The organism is Streptomyces sp. NRRL S-1022 (assembly GCF_000720135.1).
Lineage (GTDB): Bacteria > Actinomycetota > Actinomycetes > Streptomycetales > Streptomycetaceae > Streptomyces.
This window is the reverse complement of sequence record NZ_JOIU01000001.1, coordinates 50,097-65,470: the sequence shown is the minus strand read 5'-3', so window position 1 is coordinate 65,470 and position 15,374 is coordinate 50,097. Positions and strand designations below refer to the sequence as shown.

General features: G+C 71.6%; 14 protein-coding genes and 1 pseudogene. 8 read left to right on the top strand and 7 right to left on the bottom strand.

Annotated features, from left to right (window positions below; all coding sequences use genetic code 11):
• Positions 1-47: 47 nt before the first annotated feature.
• On the bottom strand, positions 48-1,796 hold the full coding sequence (locus IG05_RS0100325) for a serine/threonine-protein kinase (RefSeq protein ID WP_158838665.1): 1,749 nt from the start codon (positions 1,794-1,796) through the stop codon (positions 48-50).
• Positions 1,797-2,082: 286 nt separating this feature from the next.
• On the bottom strand, positions 2,083-2,505 hold the full coding sequence (locus IG05_RS0100320; RefSeq protein ID WP_030338173.1) for a hypothetical protein: 423 nt from the start codon (positions 2,503-2,505) through the stop codon (positions 2,083-2,085).
• A gap of 953 nt (positions 2,506-3,458) precedes the next feature.
• Between IG05_RS0100320 and IG05_RS0100310 the strand changes: the two genes are divergently transcribed.
• Complete coding sequence (locus IG05_RS0100310) at positions 3,459-3,953, top strand: MarR family winged helix-turn-helix transcriptional regulator (RefSeq protein ID WP_030338168.1); 495 nt, start codon at positions 3,459-3,461, stop codon at positions 3,951-3,953.
• Positions 3,950-4,405: a hypothetical protein gene (locus tag IG05_RS0100305; protein WP_030338166.1), complete on the top strand. Its 456-nt coding sequence runs from the start codon at positions 3,950-3,952 to the stop codon at positions 4,403-4,405. The genes IG05_RS0100310 and IG05_RS0100305 overlap by 4 nt, the downstream gene beginning before the upstream one ends.
• 32 nt (positions 4,406-4,437) lie before the next feature.
• Here IG05_RS0100305 and IG05_RS44230 read toward each other — a convergent pair.
• Both IG05_RS44230 and IG05_RS0100290 read right to left on the bottom strand, forming a co-directional pair.
• Positions 4,438-5,441: pseudogene (locus IG05_RS44230) on the bottom strand (IS5 family transposase).
• Between the two features lie 73 nt (positions 5,442-5,514).
• Positions 5,515-6,231, bottom strand: a complete 717-nt coding sequence (locus IG05_RS0100290; protein ID WP_030338159.1) for a lytic polysaccharide monooxygenase — start codon at positions 6,229-6,231, stop codon at positions 5,515-5,517.
• A 317-nt stretch (positions 6,232-6,548) separates the two neighbouring features.
• Here IG05_RS0100290 and IG05_RS0100285 point away from each other — a divergent pair, with 317 nt between their 5' ends.
• Positions 6,549-8,075: a chitinase gene (locus tag IG05_RS0100285; protein ID WP_030338157.1), complete on the top strand. Its 1,527-nt coding sequence runs from the start codon at positions 6,549-6,551 to the stop codon at positions 8,073-8,075.
• A 657-nt stretch (positions 8,076-8,732) separates the two neighbouring features.
• The gene (locus IG05_RS0100280) at positions 8,733-9,569 is read left to right on the top strand and encodes a hypothetical protein (protein ID WP_030338155.1); all 837 of its coding nucleotides are present in this window, start codon (positions 8,733-8,735) and stop codon (positions 9,567-9,569) included.
• A gap of 565 nt (positions 9,570-10,134) precedes the next feature.
• Here IG05_RS0100280 and IG05_RS0100270 read toward each other — a convergent pair.
• Complete coding sequence (locus IG05_RS0100270; RefSeq protein WP_030338151.1) at positions 10,135-10,800, bottom strand: MSMEG_1061 family FMN-dependent PPOX-type flavoprotein; 666 nt, start codon at positions 10,798-10,800, stop codon at positions 10,135-10,137.
• Positions 10,801-11,115: 315 nt separating this feature from the next.
• On the opposite strand from IG05_RS0100270, the gene IG05_RS46470 reads away from it, so the two are divergent.
• Together IG05_RS46470 and IG05_RS0100260 are read left to right on the top strand one after the other, a co-directional pair.
• A complete protein-coding gene (locus tag IG05_RS46470) occupies positions 11,116-11,286 on the top strand; it encodes a hypothetical protein (RefSeq protein ID WP_234335694.1) in 171 nt (56 codons plus the stop codon).
• A 186-nt stretch (positions 11,287-11,472) separates the two neighbouring features.
• Positions 11,473-12,294 (top strand): MerR family transcriptional regulator, encoded by an 822-nt coding sequence (locus tag IG05_RS0100260; protein ID WP_030338149.1) that lies wholly within the window; start codon positions 11,473-11,475, stop codon positions 12,292-12,294.
• Between the two features lie 159 nt (positions 12,295-12,453).
• Here IG05_RS0100260 and IG05_RS0100255 read toward each other — a convergent pair whose 3' ends face one another.
• On the bottom strand, positions 12,454-12,870 hold the full coding sequence (locus tag IG05_RS0100255; RefSeq protein WP_158838661.1) for a hypothetical protein: 417 nt from the start codon (positions 12,868-12,870) through the stop codon (positions 12,454-12,456).
• 312 nt (positions 12,871-13,182) lie between these two features.
• Complete coding sequence (locus IG05_RS0100250; protein ID WP_030338144.1) at positions 13,183-13,428, bottom strand: DUF5133 domain-containing protein; 246 nt, start codon at positions 13,426-13,428, stop codon at positions 13,183-13,185.
• Positions 13,429-13,752: 324 nt separating this feature from the next.
• Here IG05_RS0100250 and IG05_RS0100245 point away from each other — a divergent pair, with 324 nt between their 5' ends.
• Positions 13,753-14,328 carry an AMIN-like domain-containing (lipo)protein gene (locus tag IG05_RS0100245; protein ID WP_030338143.1) on the top strand — a complete coding sequence of 192 codons (576 nt, stop codon included), beginning with the start codon at positions 13,753-13,755 and terminating at the stop codon, positions 14,326-14,328.
• A gap of 176 nt (positions 14,329-14,504) precedes the next feature.
• Positions 14,505-15,143 carry an NAD(P)-dependent oxidoreductase gene (locus IG05_RS0100240; protein WP_234335693.1) on the top strand — a complete coding sequence of 213 codons (639 nt, stop codon included), beginning with the start codon at positions 14,505-14,507 and terminating at the stop codon, positions 15,141-15,143.
• The last annotated feature ends 231 nt before the right edge of the window (positions 15,144-15,374 follow it).

Here is a 15,374-nt window from a genome sequence, read left to right as displayed (position 1 = left end):
CCGGTCGGACCCCCGGCCGACCGCCGGCCCGTGGACCCCGCCGTGCTTCAGGAGGTGCGGCGGCTGCGGTGCACGGACTCGGGCGCGCCCGCGGACTGGGCGCCCTCCTCGCCGAGGGTGATGGTGTCGGCGTCGGTGAGCTGGACGACGTAGAGGTGGCCGGTCTCGCACTGCAGCGACGTGTCCGAGCGGTCGGTGGGGTGACTGGTGGCCGCCTCGAAGGTGGCCGTCGTACCGCGTACGGCCCGCAGCGTGAGGGCCTCCGTGCAGCCGACCTCCCGGCCGGTGCCGACCTCGGTGATGCTGCTGACCTGCTTGCCCGCCAGTTCGCCCACGGCGGCGGTGTGCAGGGTGAGGGTCACCTTGAAGGAGTCGGTACGCGGATGCAGTTGGCCGTCGGCCTGCGGGGTGCCCGGGCCCGTGCCGGTCCACACGCCGGCCCACTTGGCGGAGAGGGCAGGAGCGGAGGCGCTGGGGAGGGGCCGGGAGGACGGGGTGCCGTCGCCGTGGGCGGTCGTGTCGAACGGGTGCAGCAGCAGGATGCCGGTCGTGACGGCGGCCACGGTGAGGGCGCAGGCGCCGGCCAGCCGGCGGACGCGGCGGCGCCCGCGGAGGTACACGGGGTGGTGGGCGCCGTACGACGACGAGGTGGACGGGCCGGTGTGGCCGCCCGGAGGGCCGGGCGGGTACGACCCCGCGGTGGCGGACGGGGGGTACGGCGCGGCCGTGTCGGGGACCGGATGGCCGGCGGAGGGCGGGACCACCGCCCCAGCGGTCGTCGGCGCGCCCGGTATGCCAGGCCCGGGCGCCGTCCGGGCCGCCGAGGCCGGGTGGTCCGGTGGCGCCGCGCACCGGCGGGCGACCTCCGCCTCCCGCGCCAGGAGGTCGGCGGCGAGTCCTGGCGGGAGGGCCCGCTCCCAGGCGCCTGCCCCTGGCGTGGTCCCGGGTCCGTACGCCGCCGCCCGGGGATCGCCGACGCCCCCCTCCCCCCGCAGCGATGCTGCCAGCTCTGCGCTTCGTGGCCGGTCGTCCGGATTCTTCGCCAGGCAGCGGGCGACGAGTTGTGCCAGGCCGGCCGGTACGCCGTCGAGGCGGGCGTCTTCGTGGACGATGCGGTAGAGGAGCAAGGGCGCCGAGGGCTGCTCACCCGGTAGTTGGAACGGGCCGGTGCCGGTCGCGGCGAAGGCGAGGACCGCGCCCAGGGAGAAGACGTCACCCGCTTCGGTGACGGTCCCCTGCACGGCCTGTTCGGGGGCCAGATAGCCGGGAGAGCCGATGACGCCCCCGGTGCCCGTGTAGTGGGAGTCGTCGGCGGCACGGGCGATACCGAAGTCGATGAGCATGGGCCGGCCACGACCGAGGAGGACGTTGGAGGGTTTGACGTCCCGGTGGGTGAGACCGCAGGCGTGCACGGCGGCCAGTGCGGCGGCGAGTTCACCGGCCAGGAGACGCAGGGTGGCAGGCGGCAGCGGGCCGTGGGCGGTGACCCAGTCGGCGAGGGCGGGTGCGGCGATGTACTCGGTGGCCAGCCACTGCGGGCGGTGTCCGGGCGGGCTGAAGTCCACCACCGAGACGGTCCACGGAGAGCGGACCCGGTCGCTGGTGCGGATCTCCCTGGCGAAGCGTGTCTCGAAGTCCGGGGCGGCGGTGAGGTCGGGGCGAACCGTCTTGAGCGCCAGGGGGCGGCCCGCCGGCGTGCGCGACAGGTAGACCTGGCCCATGCCGCCCGCACCGAGCCGCGCCAGCAGCGGGTAGCCGCCGATCACGGCCGGATCCGTGGACTCCAATGGCTGCACGTACGTCTCCCCCTGATCACCGCGCCCCGTAACCGCAGCAGAATACGACCTTGTTGTACGTCGGTACGCGGTGGGAGACGCGGCACGCGGTCACCGCGGCTCGTTGCCGGTCGGCCACGACTCCGCCGGGACGCGAGCAGGGCGGATGCCGGACATCGCGTCGGCGGCGACGATGAGACCGGAACGGAGCTGGTGATCTTCGGGGCAGAGCCCGGCTGGCCTTCCGTCAGGGCGAGGTCCGCCAGGAGGGGCAGATGCTCCGGCACCACGTCGGCGATCTCCTCGGTCATCCGCTCCGCCGGCCCCCAGCGCAGCGCCTCGACCAGCACGAGGCGCCCCCGCGGGCCGGGGCCGAGCGACTGGCGTTCGCCGCGAGCGCCTTGCCGCGGTGCTCGGGCGTGGAGAGGGCGTCGGCCAGGGCGCGGGCCGTCGCGCGGGCGCCCACCCGGCAGAGCGCCCTGACCACGGCCGGCGTGGCCGCCTCGCGCAGCACAGGGGTGCCGATCTCCTCCAGCAGCGCGGCGGCACGGACGACGTCTCCCGCGGCCGCGGTGCCCGCCGCGAGGTGGGCGAGGGCGTGCTCGTCCCCTCGCCTGTCGGTGAGCAGCTTTGCTGCGGCCGGATCACCGGCGTCCACGAGCTTTTTCACGACACCGGTGAGAATCTCGTCGACCGCGTCCTCCGGCAGGTCGTCCTCCAGCCCGAGCACCGCGTCGGTATCGCCTGCCGCGAGGAGCGCACCGGCGGCGGCGATGTGTCCCGGCGTCGGCGGGAGGGGCTGCCGGCGGTGCCTGCCCGGCCCAGGGGCTCCCGGGCCAGCTCTGCCGCTCCGTCGGGTTTCCCGATGCGGCCGAATACCTGGGCCACCCGTTCCAGGCCCTCGGTGCGCTCGGCGGGGTCTGCCAGGGTACGGATCAAGCTGATGACACGGCGCAGGAGTTCGTCCCTCTCCGCGAGGCGATCCGTGTGGTGGAGGCCCTCGGCCACCTCCGCGAGGTCGCGGACACGCGCGTAACCGGCGGACGCGTCGGCGGCCAGGGCCACGGACACGTCCTGATCGCCGCGGCGCCCACCGTCCCCGAGCACCAGGTTGGACGCGGCCGACACTGCGGTGAGCGCCTCCAGGTCCGCCCCGGACGCCCCCCGCAAGCGTTCCTGCCACCGGGTGTCGCAGGCCGGCGCCACCAGTCTGGAAACGTCCCCGTCGAGCGGCGGAACCGCGCCGAGCCCGGTAGGGGCCCGCCACATGCCGGGCCCCACCATACGGTCAGGGCCGCGTCGCCGTGGGGCGAAGCGTCCTGGCTGTGCCGGAAACCGGACGGGACGGCAGGCAGGCAGGCAGGCGGGCAGGAGGACGCCTGCGGCAAGGCCCCGGCGGTCACGACGGCAAGGATCACCTCCGTTGACCGCCGGGTGCCCGCACACCTGAATCCGCCCGGCAGTCGCCGCGAGAGGGGAGGGTGTCGCGACGACTGCCGCAGCGCAGAGGGAGGTTGATGTGGCCTGGCCGACGGCAGTCGCCCTAGGGCCTGTATCCGGTCCTGATCACGTGACGGGGCGCAGGGAGTCCCGCCGAGGCCCGCTGCGGTGCCGAGTCGGGTGCGCCGTCACGTCCGCCAGATAATAGTAGCCATGGACATAGTAGCCATGTAATCTATCGGCATGAGTAAGGGCTCACCGGGCCCCACGCCCGGCTTCCTGGTATGGCGGCTCGCCAACAAATGGCGGGTCGCGGTCGATCGTGCGGTGGCTCCGCTGGGGCTCACGCACGCGCAGTACTCGCTGGTCGCGTCGCTGCACGGCATGCAGCGCGACGGCGAGCGGCCCAGTCAGCGTCGGCTCGCCGACCACACCGGCCTGGAGGCGCTGTACGTCTCGAAACTGGCGCGCGCCCTGGAGTCGGCCGGCCTGATCGAGCGGACCCGCGACCCCCGCGACCCGCGCGCCGTGCAGCTCGCCCTCACCGAGGAGGGCCAGGCTGTCACACGGCAGGCCATCGCGGCGGTCCAGGAACTACATCAGCAGTTGCTGGAGCCGCTCGGGGGCTTCGACGCCCCGCGGACGCACGCATTCACCGACGAGCTGACGACCCTGCTCGACGCACCTCTTGCTCCACCCGTACCGAACAACGAGAGCACTCAGGGGACAACGCCATGACCATCACCGCATCCACCACCGCACCCGTCGCCGACGCCCGCGCCCTCGGCCTGGCCCACTACGCCGCCCGCGGCGTCCTGGAACACGTCCTGGCCCAGCACGGCATCACATTCCAGCAACAGGTCGCCCTGCGCGCCGCCCTCGCCGCCGACACCGCGCAGACTCCAGACGATCTCGTCACCCAGGTCCAGGGCTCCCTCAAGGCCGATCCGGCCGACATCCGCGCCACCCTCGACGAACTGCTGGCCGAGCAGCTGCTCGTCGCGGACGGCGCGCACCTTCGCCCCACGGACGCAGGGCGCGAGCTGATCGCCGCCGTCGGCGCGGACACCGGCCCCCTCACCGCCCGCGTCTGGGGCGGAATACCCGCCGCGGACCTGGCCGCCGCCGGCCGCGTGCTCGCCCTGGTCACCGAGCGCGCCAACGCGGAGCTAGCGGCGCTGACCGCCTGACCGAGCAGGTCAGGGTCTGCATCTGGTTGTGATCAGAGGGTGGCTCGCGTGAGGTCCGTGATCCAGATCGTGGAGGCGCGGAGATGCAGGCCGGCGAGGTAGCTGGCGAGGGTCTTGTCGTAGCGGGTGGCAATGCCCCGCCAGGCTTTCAGCTTGTTGATCAGGCGCTCCACGGTGTTCCTCTCCCAATAGAGGGCGGAGTCGTAGCTGACGGGCCGACCACCCCTACTGCCCTTGTTCTTCCGGTTGGCAGCCTGGTCCTTCTTCTCCGGGATCACCGCCTTAATCTCGCGCTTGCGCAGGTAGGCACGGTTGGCGCGGGACGAGTAGGCCTTGTCCCCGGCGACCGCGTCCGGCCGGGTGCGAGGACGCCCGACAGGGCCACGGACCCGGACCCTCTGGAGCACTGGGATGAACTGCGGGCTGTCGGCGGCCTGTCCCGCGGTCAGGATGAGCGCGAGCGGGCGGCACTTGCGGTCAGCGGCGAGGTGGACCTTGCTGGTCTGCCCGCCGCGCGATCGCCCAAGCAGGGCGGCCTTCAGCCGGATTCTGTACCGGCGCCGGATACGGCGTCGCTCTTCCCAGGCGGGGTCGCTGTCTCCGTTGTGCCCGTCTTGTCCCTCCGGGCCGCCCCCTTTGACCGTGCCATTTCTTCCTCGGCGGCAGCCTCCTCCAGGGCGGCGAGAACCTCAGGTGCCAGGTACATCCCGGCGGCATCGTGGTGGGCGCGGGCCGTGGTGGAATCCACACTGACCAGGGACAAGTCCACCTCGCCCCGCTCCGCTGCCTCGGCGATCAGACCCTCCAGCAGAGCCTCGAAGACACCGGCGTCCCGCCACTGCCGGAATCGGTTGTGGACGGTCGACCAGGCGCCGAACTCCGCCGGCATCTCCCGCCACTGTCCGCCCGTCCTGAACCGCCAGATCACGCCCTCGAACTGCTGCCGGAGCCGCTCGGGATACGGGCCGTACTTCCCGATCGGCAGGTACGGCCCGATGAATTCCCACTCCTCATCCGTCAGTTGCATCCGCGTCATGCAAGATGCGTTACCGGATTCGCTCCATAGCGCGGAGCGAATCCGTCAGATTGATCACGACTCGATACCCGCCCTAGCAGGCGCCCAGGTCCTCCCAGACACCCCACTGACCGGTGGTGCCGGGCTTGTCGCCGGTCACCCACCATTTGGCGCGCCAGTTGTGGCCGCCGTAGGACACGGTGTCACCGCCGTTGTAGACCCGGGCGGGGTCCCAGGCCGGCGCCGTGCAGGTGTCCCCACCGCCCCCACCGTTGCCCCCGCCCCCGCCACTGCCGCCACCGATGGTGACGTCGACGCAGGAGTAGAACGCATTGGCGGTGTCGGCGATGTTCCAGACGGCGAGCACCTTCTGCCGGCCCGTGAAGCCGCCGAAGTCGACCTGCTGGCTGATGTCCGCGGCGGGCTGCTGGTTGTGGCCGTCGAACTCGGCGATCTTCTGGCCGTTGATGAAGTACTGCCAGTTCGCGGTGGCGTGCCGGGCGGTGTTGTGCCACGTGAACGTCGCCGTCGTGCCGACCGCGGTGGCCTTCCAGCCCTTGCTGTCGTCATCGAGCTCGGCGTACTCCGCGTGTCCGCCGCTGCAGCTCTGCAGTCCCTTCGGCCCCTCGACGCTCTGCGGTTCGTACTTGATCTGTCCGCAGGCGACGACGCCCTCGGCGCACTGTTGCTGACGGCTCGTGGGCAGTGTCACCCAGCCGTGGGCGCTGGCCGTGCTCGCCGGGAGGCTGACGGCGAGCACCGGGGCGACCAGCGCACCGATCGCGAGAGCCGCCCGTCTTTTTGTGTTCATGTCCTCTCACTTCCTGCGGGAGTGGTGATCACATACTGGTCCGGTCCTGACCCGACTAGGTCTAGACCATAGCCTCACGCCCGGTCCGGTCAAGGGCACTCGCGGCGGCGAGTACACCCCGCATCCGGGCGTTCGAGCGTGGTCCAGTCCGCCACTTGGGGCCCTGTACAGGGAAGCGGTGCCGAGCGGTCGAAATTGGTCTAGTCCCTTTTTGGTCCAGACCATTGACCCGGCTTCTGGGGGGCGCTATCCCAGTAGTCGGCAACTCCCTGTCCCCTCACGGACATCGGCCACCCCTTCCACAGACCGGGACTGACATGAGACTCATGCGTTCCTTCCGCGCAGCCCTCACCGCGGCCGCCACCCTGGCGGCCGCGACGGGCCTCGCCCTCACGGGAACCGGCACCGCCCAGGCCGCGACACCCCTGCCGAACCACGTCTTCGCGCCCTACTTCGAGGCCTGGACCGGCGAGAGCCCCGCCGCTCTGTCCGCCCAGTCGGGCGCCAAGCACCTGACGATGGCGTTCCTGCAGACCGCCTCCAAGGGCTCCTGCACGCCGTACTGGAACGGCGACACGAGCATGCCGATCGCCGCCTCGACCTTCGGCGCCGACATCAAGACGATCCAGAGCAACGGCGGCGACGTCATCCCCTCGTTCGGGGGATACACCGCCGACACCACCGGCACCGAGATCGCCGACAGCTGCACCGACGTGCAGCAGATCGCCGCCGCGTACGAGAAGGTCATCACCACCTACGACATCTCGCGGCTCGACATGGACATCGAGGTCGACTCGCTCGACAACACCGCCGCCATCGACCGCCGGAACAAGGCCATCAAGCTCGTCGAGGACTGGGCCGCGGCCAACGGGCGCAAGGTGGAGATCTCCTACACCCTGCCGACCACCACGCACGGCCTCGGGGACACCGGCGAGGCGCTGCTGCGCAACGCGGTCGCCAACGGCACCCGGGTCGACGTCGTGAACCTCATGACGTTCGACTACTACGACAACCAGGCCCACGACATGGCGAAGGACACCCAGACCGCCGCCCAGGGCCTGTACGACCTGCTCGCGCAGCTGTACCCGAGCAAGAGCCCGGCCCAGTTGTGGAACATGGTCGGCGTCACGGAGATGCCGGGCGTCGACGACTTCGGCAAGGCGGAGACCTTCACCCTGGCCAACGCCCGCACCGTGTACGACTGGGCGGTCGCCAAGGGCATCAACACCCTGTCGTTCTGGGCGCTGCAGCGGGACAACGGCAGTTGCGCGGGCGGTGCCGCCGCGGACAACTGCTCCGGCATCCAGCAGAACACGTGGGACTTCACCCACATCTTCGCGCCGTTCACCGGTGGCGGCCCCACCACGCCGTCGAACGACTTCTCCGTCGCGCTGAGCCCGTCCTCCGGCTCCGTGACGGCCGGCCAGTCCGCCACGGCCACCGTGAAGACGGCCGTGACCGCGGGCGATGTCCAGAACGTGAAGCTCAGCGTCAGCGGGGCCCCGGCGGGCGTGACCGCCTCCCTCAGCCCGACGTCCGTCACCGCGGGCGGCACCTCCACCCTCACCCTGGCCACCACCTCGGCCGCGGCCTCCGGCACCTACACCGTCACCGTGACCGGCGCGGGCACCTCGGGCAGCCACTCGGCCACCTACTCCCTGACCGTCACCGGCGGCTCCGGCATCCAGTGCACCGCCGCCCCCTGGGCCAAGGACAAGGTCTACACCGGCGGCCAGCAGGTCTCGTACAGGGGGCACACCTGGAAGGCCAAGTGGTGGACGACGGGCGAGGAGCCCGGCACCACCGGCGAGTGGGGCGTCTGGCAGGACCTCGGCGCCTGCTGAACCGCCTCCGGCCGCACTGCGGACGGGCGCTCCGGGCGCTCCGGGCGCGATGGCCGTCGGTTCCCGTCAGGTGGTCACCGGGCCCGTGGAAGCCGTCCGCGGGCGTCGCCTGATGGGACGTCAACGACCGCACCCCGGTTCGAACAGATCATGGCCCGCATCCGCATCGAGCGGTGCGGGCCCGGCCGGCTCAGGGGCCGGCCCGAGCGGATCGTCGCCGACGAGGATTACTCGTCCACAACGATCCGCGTGTCCGTCGTGTGCGTCCGCTTCCTGCGCCTTCATCTTCCCCCTCGCCCTCGCCCTCGCCCTCGTCCTCGCCTTCACCAATACCTGTGCCGCAGTCGGGGAACGGCCTCCCAGGCGTTGCCTGGGTCGAAGGCGGGTCGGGGGTCGTAGTCGACGGCGAACTGAATCGCGTTGGCCGTGCCGTCGTCCGTGATCAGGGGACGCCAGGGAAACCCCGTCCGAAGAGGGCCTGCGACCGGCATAAGGCATGGCGCCCGAACCAGCGGAGGGGGGACCGGCGGCGGCGCGATGGATCAAGTCCGGCCGGCGGAGACCGGGCGGCCTGGTGACCGCGCGTGGCGGAGGTCCGTAGAGCCGGGGAAACGGGCCACTATGGGGCAAAGCGCGCGATGCAAGGAGGAGTGCGGCGTGAGCGGGTTGGACTCTGGCGGTGCGGCGCGTGGCAAGTCCCGGTTCGACGACATCTACGTCCAACCGGATCCGCGGGCCTACTTCACGCGGCTGGCGCCATTGGACTATGAGATCCCGCATCACGCCCAGCCGGTGTTCCGGCGGCTGGCGGCGGAGCGGGCCGCGTACGGTGCCGGCCGGGCCGAGGGGCTGGTGGTGCTGGACCTGTGCTGTTCGTACGGCATCAACGCCGCGCTGCTCAACCACGACGTCACGCTCGCGGAGCTGTACGAGCGGTACACGTCCGACACCGCTCGCCGCATGTCGACGCAGGAGCTGGCCGCGTGGGACCGGGAGTTCTACGCCGAGCGGCGGCGGCCGGACGCGCTGCGGGTGTACGGCCTGGACATCGCCGCGCCGGCGGTGCGCTATGCCCGGGAAGCCGGTCTGCTGGACGCCGGCTTCACCGACGACCTGGAACGGGTGCCGCCCGGGCCGGAGCTGCGCGCCGCCCTGCCGGAGGTCGGGCTGATCACGCTGACGGGCGGCGGCAGCTACATCACCGAGCGGACGTTCACCGCACTGCTGGACGCTGCCCGGGGTCCCGTGTGGGTGAGCGCGTTCGTCCTGCGGACCGTGTCCTACGAGCCTGTAGCCCGGAGGCTGGCCGCGTACGGACTGCGCACCACGGTGGACACGTCCCGGACCTACCCGCAGCGGCGGTTCACGGACGAGCAGGAGCGGCGGTACGCGATCGAGGCGGTACGAGGCCTCGGCGGTGACCCGTCGGGGCGGGAGGAGGCCGGCCGCTTCCACAGCGTGCTCTACGACTCCCGGCCCGGCCCGGCACGGTAGTCCACGGCCGCGCCGCGCGCGCTGGTCGTCGGCGACCAAGGCCGAGGTCACCTCCCCGGCCCTGCAGCAGCCGATCACCCTGGCTCCACTGAAGAGGGGGTCGACGCGGTCCGTGCAGGTGGACGCGGAGGGCTCGGAGCACCGCATCCGCTCGGGTCTGCGCCCGGGCACCTATCCGGTCACCGCGACCAGTCACGGCCGTATCGTCGCGACGGCCATGCTCAAGGTCGCGGCCGAGGACTCGGCGCAGCTCGACCGGTTCGTCAGCGTTCCCCGGGACGCGTTCCCCGGCAGCGGCACGCCTGCCTCCCTCCGGCCGGGCCGTGAGGTCCGGGTGGTCCTCACCGACCTGCGGGCCGCGCCTGGGGAGAACTCCCTCCGGCAGACCACGTCAGGCACGTCACGATCGCCGGCCGCCCGACGGGCACGGCGGCCCTTCCTGGGCGGTCGCCGGTGGCGTCGCGGCCACGGGGCCGGCCCTCGTTCCCGGCGGAGTTTTCACGGCGCGGCGCCGACCTTCGGGCCCGGCCGTACCCTCCGCGCAGCGAGCAACCGGCACCGGGACTCACTCGTAACGCAGGCGCAGTGACTCCCGTTCGGCTTCCTCGATCTGGTCGATGGTCAGGCCCGGCACGTCCAGCTGGGCCAGCGTCACCTCGGCGCTGGTCGGCTGGGTGTCGGCAGGCATCCACCGCTCCGGTCGCCAGGCGTTGGCGCGCATCAGCGATTTCGGGCAGTGCGGATAGACCTGCTCGACCTCCACCACGATCGCCGTGACCGGCGGTTTGCCGACGGGAGTGAGTTGGCTGAGCAGTTCCGGGCGCGCCGAGACGCAGGCGCGGCCGTTGACGCGCAGCGTGGTCGGGCGGCCGGGGATGAGGAAGAGCAGTCCGACGCGTCCGGTCTGCAGCACGTTGTGCATCGTGTCGAGCCGCTTGTTGCCGGTCGCGTCGGGGATCACCAGGGTCCGCTCGTCCAGCACCGAGACGAACCCGGCCGGTCCGCCGCGCGGCGTCACGTCGGCCCCGCCCTCGATGTCCGCACTGCCGATGAACACCAGTGAGGAACAGCCGATCAGCGCCCGGGTCTCCTCCGTCAGGTGGTCGGTCTCCTTGCGGAGCGCGTTCGGGTTCGGCGGCGGGTAGAGCTCGCGAAGCTGGTCCGGGCTCGTCAAGGCGTCCGCCCGCAGGGAGTCGAAGAGCGAGCCGACGGCGCCAGTGTCGATCATCATATGGACGACCCTAGAAGACGGCTGAGGCTCTGCGCGGGCAAGCCCGTGATCCCGGCCGCTTCGACCGGTCGCCGCTCCCAGCTCCGCAGCGCCCGTGCGGAGGAGCGCCGCCGCACATGTGTCTGCCGCACATGTGTCACTGGGGCGGCCCGGACAGAACCGATTCCCGGCGGCTGCTCGACTCGGGTCAGCTCGGTGTTTCCGCTGATCATCCGGCCATCCTCCCTCTGCGGTCTGTGCGTGGACGGGGAAGGGGCTGTGCGCTCGGAGGCTACGGCGGGACGGCCGGCGGCCGTAGCGTTCCGCAGGAATGACATGCGGCTGGACACCTGGTCCGGCGATGTGCTCGCCGACAGTCTCCGCTCCGGCGCCCTCGTCCAGCTGGCTCTGCCGGTGCCGACCCGACCCCTGCGCCTCGTGTGGCGCAAGGACCGCGAGTCCCTGCCCGAGCTGCGCGACAGCCTCTACGCAGCCGCCCGCCCGTGAACAGCACGAGCGGGGAGAACACGGTCAGCGGACGCGTTGGGGGGAGCCCTGGCCGCGGGGCGGCGGGCGGCACGACGCCGCGCACCGCCGAGCCGTGCTCGGCCCCGCGGGCGCTTCTGGGGTTCCCCGCCCACCAGGTAGCCTCTTGACCCTCACACCGTGTCAGGCGGTCTGCTCGGAGACATCATGTTCACCATCGGAGACTTCGCCCGGCACGGCCGCGTCTCGGTCCGGATGCTGCGTCACTACGACGCGACCGGCCTGCTGCGCCCGGCCCACGTCGATCCAGCCAGTGGCTACCGCCACTACACCGCCGCCCAGCTCGCCCGCCTGAACCGGATCCTCGCGCTCAAAGACCTCGGATTCACCCTTCAGCAGGTCAGCGACATCGTGGATGAGAAGGTCGGCGTGGAGGAACTGCGCGGCATGCTGCGGCTGCGGCAGGCCGAGCTGGAAACTGCCGTGGCCGCCGCAGAAGCACGCCTGGTGCGGGTCGAGGCGAGGCTCCGAGCGATCGAGAGCGAGGGGCGCATGCCTGCCGACGACGTCGTCATCAAGACCGTTCCCAGCCTGCGGGTGGCCGAGCTGACCGCTACCGCGGACAGTTTCGAGCCCGAGGACATCGGCCCGGTCATCGGGCCGCTCTACGACGAGTTGTTCCGGCGCCTGGGTGCGGCCGGCATCTCCCCCGCCGGGCCCGGTGTCGCCTGCTACGAGGACGCCCCGGAGGGCGGCGGCAGGATCACAGTCCACGCCGCCGTGCAGGTCTCCGCCCCGCTCCAGGACGGCGCCGTCCGGGTGCTGGACCTGCCGTCCCTCGACCAGGCGGCGACCATCGTGCACCGCGGCTCGATGGACAGCGTGCTCCCCACCGCCCAGACCCTGGCCCGCTGGATCGACGCCCACGGCTACCACGCGACCGGCTACCCCCGCGAGATCAACCTGGAGTGCCCCGCCGACCGCGACGAGTGGGTGACGGAACTGCAGACACCGGTGACCCAGGGCTGACCGGCCCTCCACCGGGCCGACCGGTGATCGTGTTCGTGCAGCGGGGGGCTCCCTCGCTGCACGACGTGAGTGCCGGAGGACTTCTTGCAGCAGGTCACGGCACTGCGACGCGCGGTGTTCCGGCGCGGTCTGGGGTGGCTTTGGGGAACAGGGATCGGGTCATGGGGTGGCTTTGGGGAACAGGGATCGTTCGAGTGCGGATCGTATGGAGCCGGAGGCACTGCCACCGGCCGGGGTCAGGGCCAGTGCGGCCGTCATGAGGAGCAGCACGCGGACTCCTGCGCCGGTCGCGCTGTCCACTCCCGGCAGCAGCGGAATGATCACGGCGAAGGCGACGAGGACCAGGCTGGAGCCGGTACGGCGCACGAACCGGGCGGCCCGGGACGTCGGCGGTTCAGCGGCACTGTGCTGCATGAGACCCTCCAGGTCCTCTGTTGCGAGGGCCAGGACACCGCTGCGCGGCGAAGCCGTGATCGCGTCGTACTCCTGCGCGCTGCGCACCTGAGTGATCGCACGGTCGTGGCGGCGGATCAGTTCCGCCAGAGCCGTGTGGAACCGTCTCGCCTGGCGTCTCACCGCCACTTCCGTGATCGAGGTTCTCCCGCGAACGGTCGCGGTGTCGCCGGCGGCTTCGGCTGCGACGGCCAGCCGCTTCCTGACGATCTCGATGTTCCGCGGATCCCACCACTGGGGGCGCCCCTGATGACACGCCGCTGTGGCCGCGATGAGCTGGACCAGCACGGCGTCCAGGGGACGAGGTCGATGAGACGGCCGCCCCACCGGGGGCTCCTGTGCCGTGACACCAAGCCATGACACCACTATGTCCGCAGCCTGCGTAAACCTCAGACCGCACGAAGGCGTGCACCTCGGACCGTACGAAGGCCGGCGTCAGGCAGCCAGGGTCTGCGTCGCCTTCGTGGTCCCGGTGCGATCCGCTCGCAGCCGTTCCAGAAGGGCGTCGGCGGCAGCGAGGGCCTGGTCCAACGACTGTGTACCGGTCATGACGCACAGCGTGTACGAGGCGTCCTCCAGCTCACGGCTGGAGTGGCCGGTGGGCTGCACATCATGGCGAAAGCGGGCATCGGCGAACCGGGCCAGTACCGCACGTAGTTCCTTCTCCGCAGGCAGCAACACAGCGACAACCTTCTCGAAAGGCGGGCCGCTCCGCAGCGCCCGCGACGGCCGTGAGCACTCCCCCGCCGGACTGCTGCACGGTCGGGGAGCGATGGATGTGTACTCCAGGGAACCGTGTGCCCCGCCCTGATCACCGTATGCACATCTCTTGGCCGGCTGCGCTGCCGCAGGTGATCTTGGCGCGCCTCGACCGGTGGCTTCCAGGTGAACCCACGGATGACGAGATTCCCTGTTTGCCCTCATCTGGCGTACAACCTTCCGGTACGGTCGGCTGTCTCACCTGGCATCAGAGGTACGCGACCAAGCGCGACCAAGGGGGACAGGATGCGACGTGTAAGAACGGCAGTGGCGGTGCTCGCACTCGCGGGCGCCACGCTGGGGACGGCGGCGAGCACCGCCGGTGCGGCCCCGGCCGAGGCAGCCCGCGCGACGGCGGTCTGCCCGACGGGCTGGGGCAGCGGCGCCAAGGGTGGCGCCACCTCGGGAGCCGATCACCTGGAGGACATCAGAGCGGCACGGCACGACTGCTACGACCGCATCGTGTTCGACGTGCCCGGCGGCGGCTCCCGGATCGGCTACCACGTCCAGTACGTGGACCGGCTCTACGCGGACCCCTCGGGCAAGTACATACCGGTCGCCGGCGGGGCGATCCTCGAAATCCGCATCGGCGCTTGGAGCTACGACGTGGAGCGTGGCGTGCCGACCTATCCGGGGAAGGTGGGCAAGGCCCTGCCCGGCGTGAACGTCAGCGGGTACAGGACCTTCCGGGACACCCGGTTCGGCGGCACCTTCGAGGGGCAGACGCAGGTCGGTCTCGGTGTGCGCGCCCGACTGCCGTTCCGCGTGACCCGGCTGAACGACCGGGTCGTCGTCGACGTGGCGCACAGCTGGACGAGTTAGCCCGCGGCCGGCCGACCGGATCGCCTCGCGCAGGCACCGCGGGCCGGTCCGGCGGCCGGCCACCCGTCTCCGGCCTCCGGCCACTGAGGGAAACGACCTGGCGAGGCAGGGCTCGGCGGTCGTCGGTCTCCTGCGAACGGCTCCGTCGACGCGCTGGAGCGCCGTCGCGTGGGGACGTGGGAGCGGCACGTGCCGAGTCATCCCGTGTGGTCGAGGCGGGTCCCCTGGTCGTAGGACTCGCGGGCGTCGAGCAGTTCGTCCGCCGGGCCGGTCGGCAGGCTGTCGCCGAGACGCGCCGGCGTGGCCACCAGGCCACCGCGGTGGTGCGCGACCCCGCCGCCCACGGCGATCCGACGGATGTGCGCGTAGTGGCGGGCGATGTCACGGGCGCGGGGAGCGTCGAGTACGCGGCCGCCGGACACAACACCGCCATCAGTGCCGCCGCGCGACTTCTTCACCGCGTCGTCCCGCGCCCTGCCACCGGTCTGGCGAAGGCGGGCGTGCACCGTCTGGTGGCGGTCGGCCTCGCATCGATCCTGCCGGGCGCGTCTGGTGCTCCGTTGACGGACGAGCCCGGATACCCGAACGAGTACCGTCCCTTCTTTCTGCTGCGGACCTGCGATCTCGACTGGGCGTACGTGGCACCCGCGGGCGATTCCGACCATGCCGGCACGCCCACCGGCCGGTACCGGCTCGCCGAGGACGGAGACCCGGCCGGCCGGCTGACGTACGCGGACTTCGCGATCGCGTTGCTCGACGAGATCGAGGCGCCCCGGCACCACAGCATGGCCGTCGGCGTCCGGGAGGCATGGTGAACGAGACCCACGACAGCCCGCACGCCTGGGTCGCCACCACCCGGCCTGGACATTCCCGTGGTTTCGCCGGCACGCGTCCGAGCAGCCTCCTGTCCCCGTCACAGCACGCTTAGTTCACATCTTGATTTAACCTATGAGTCTCACGTCCCGGCAAGTCCGCGGACGTTGGAATCTTTCCGCTCCGGCCCGTGCCGCATCCCTTGACACCTCACCGGCGCGCCCCCAACACTC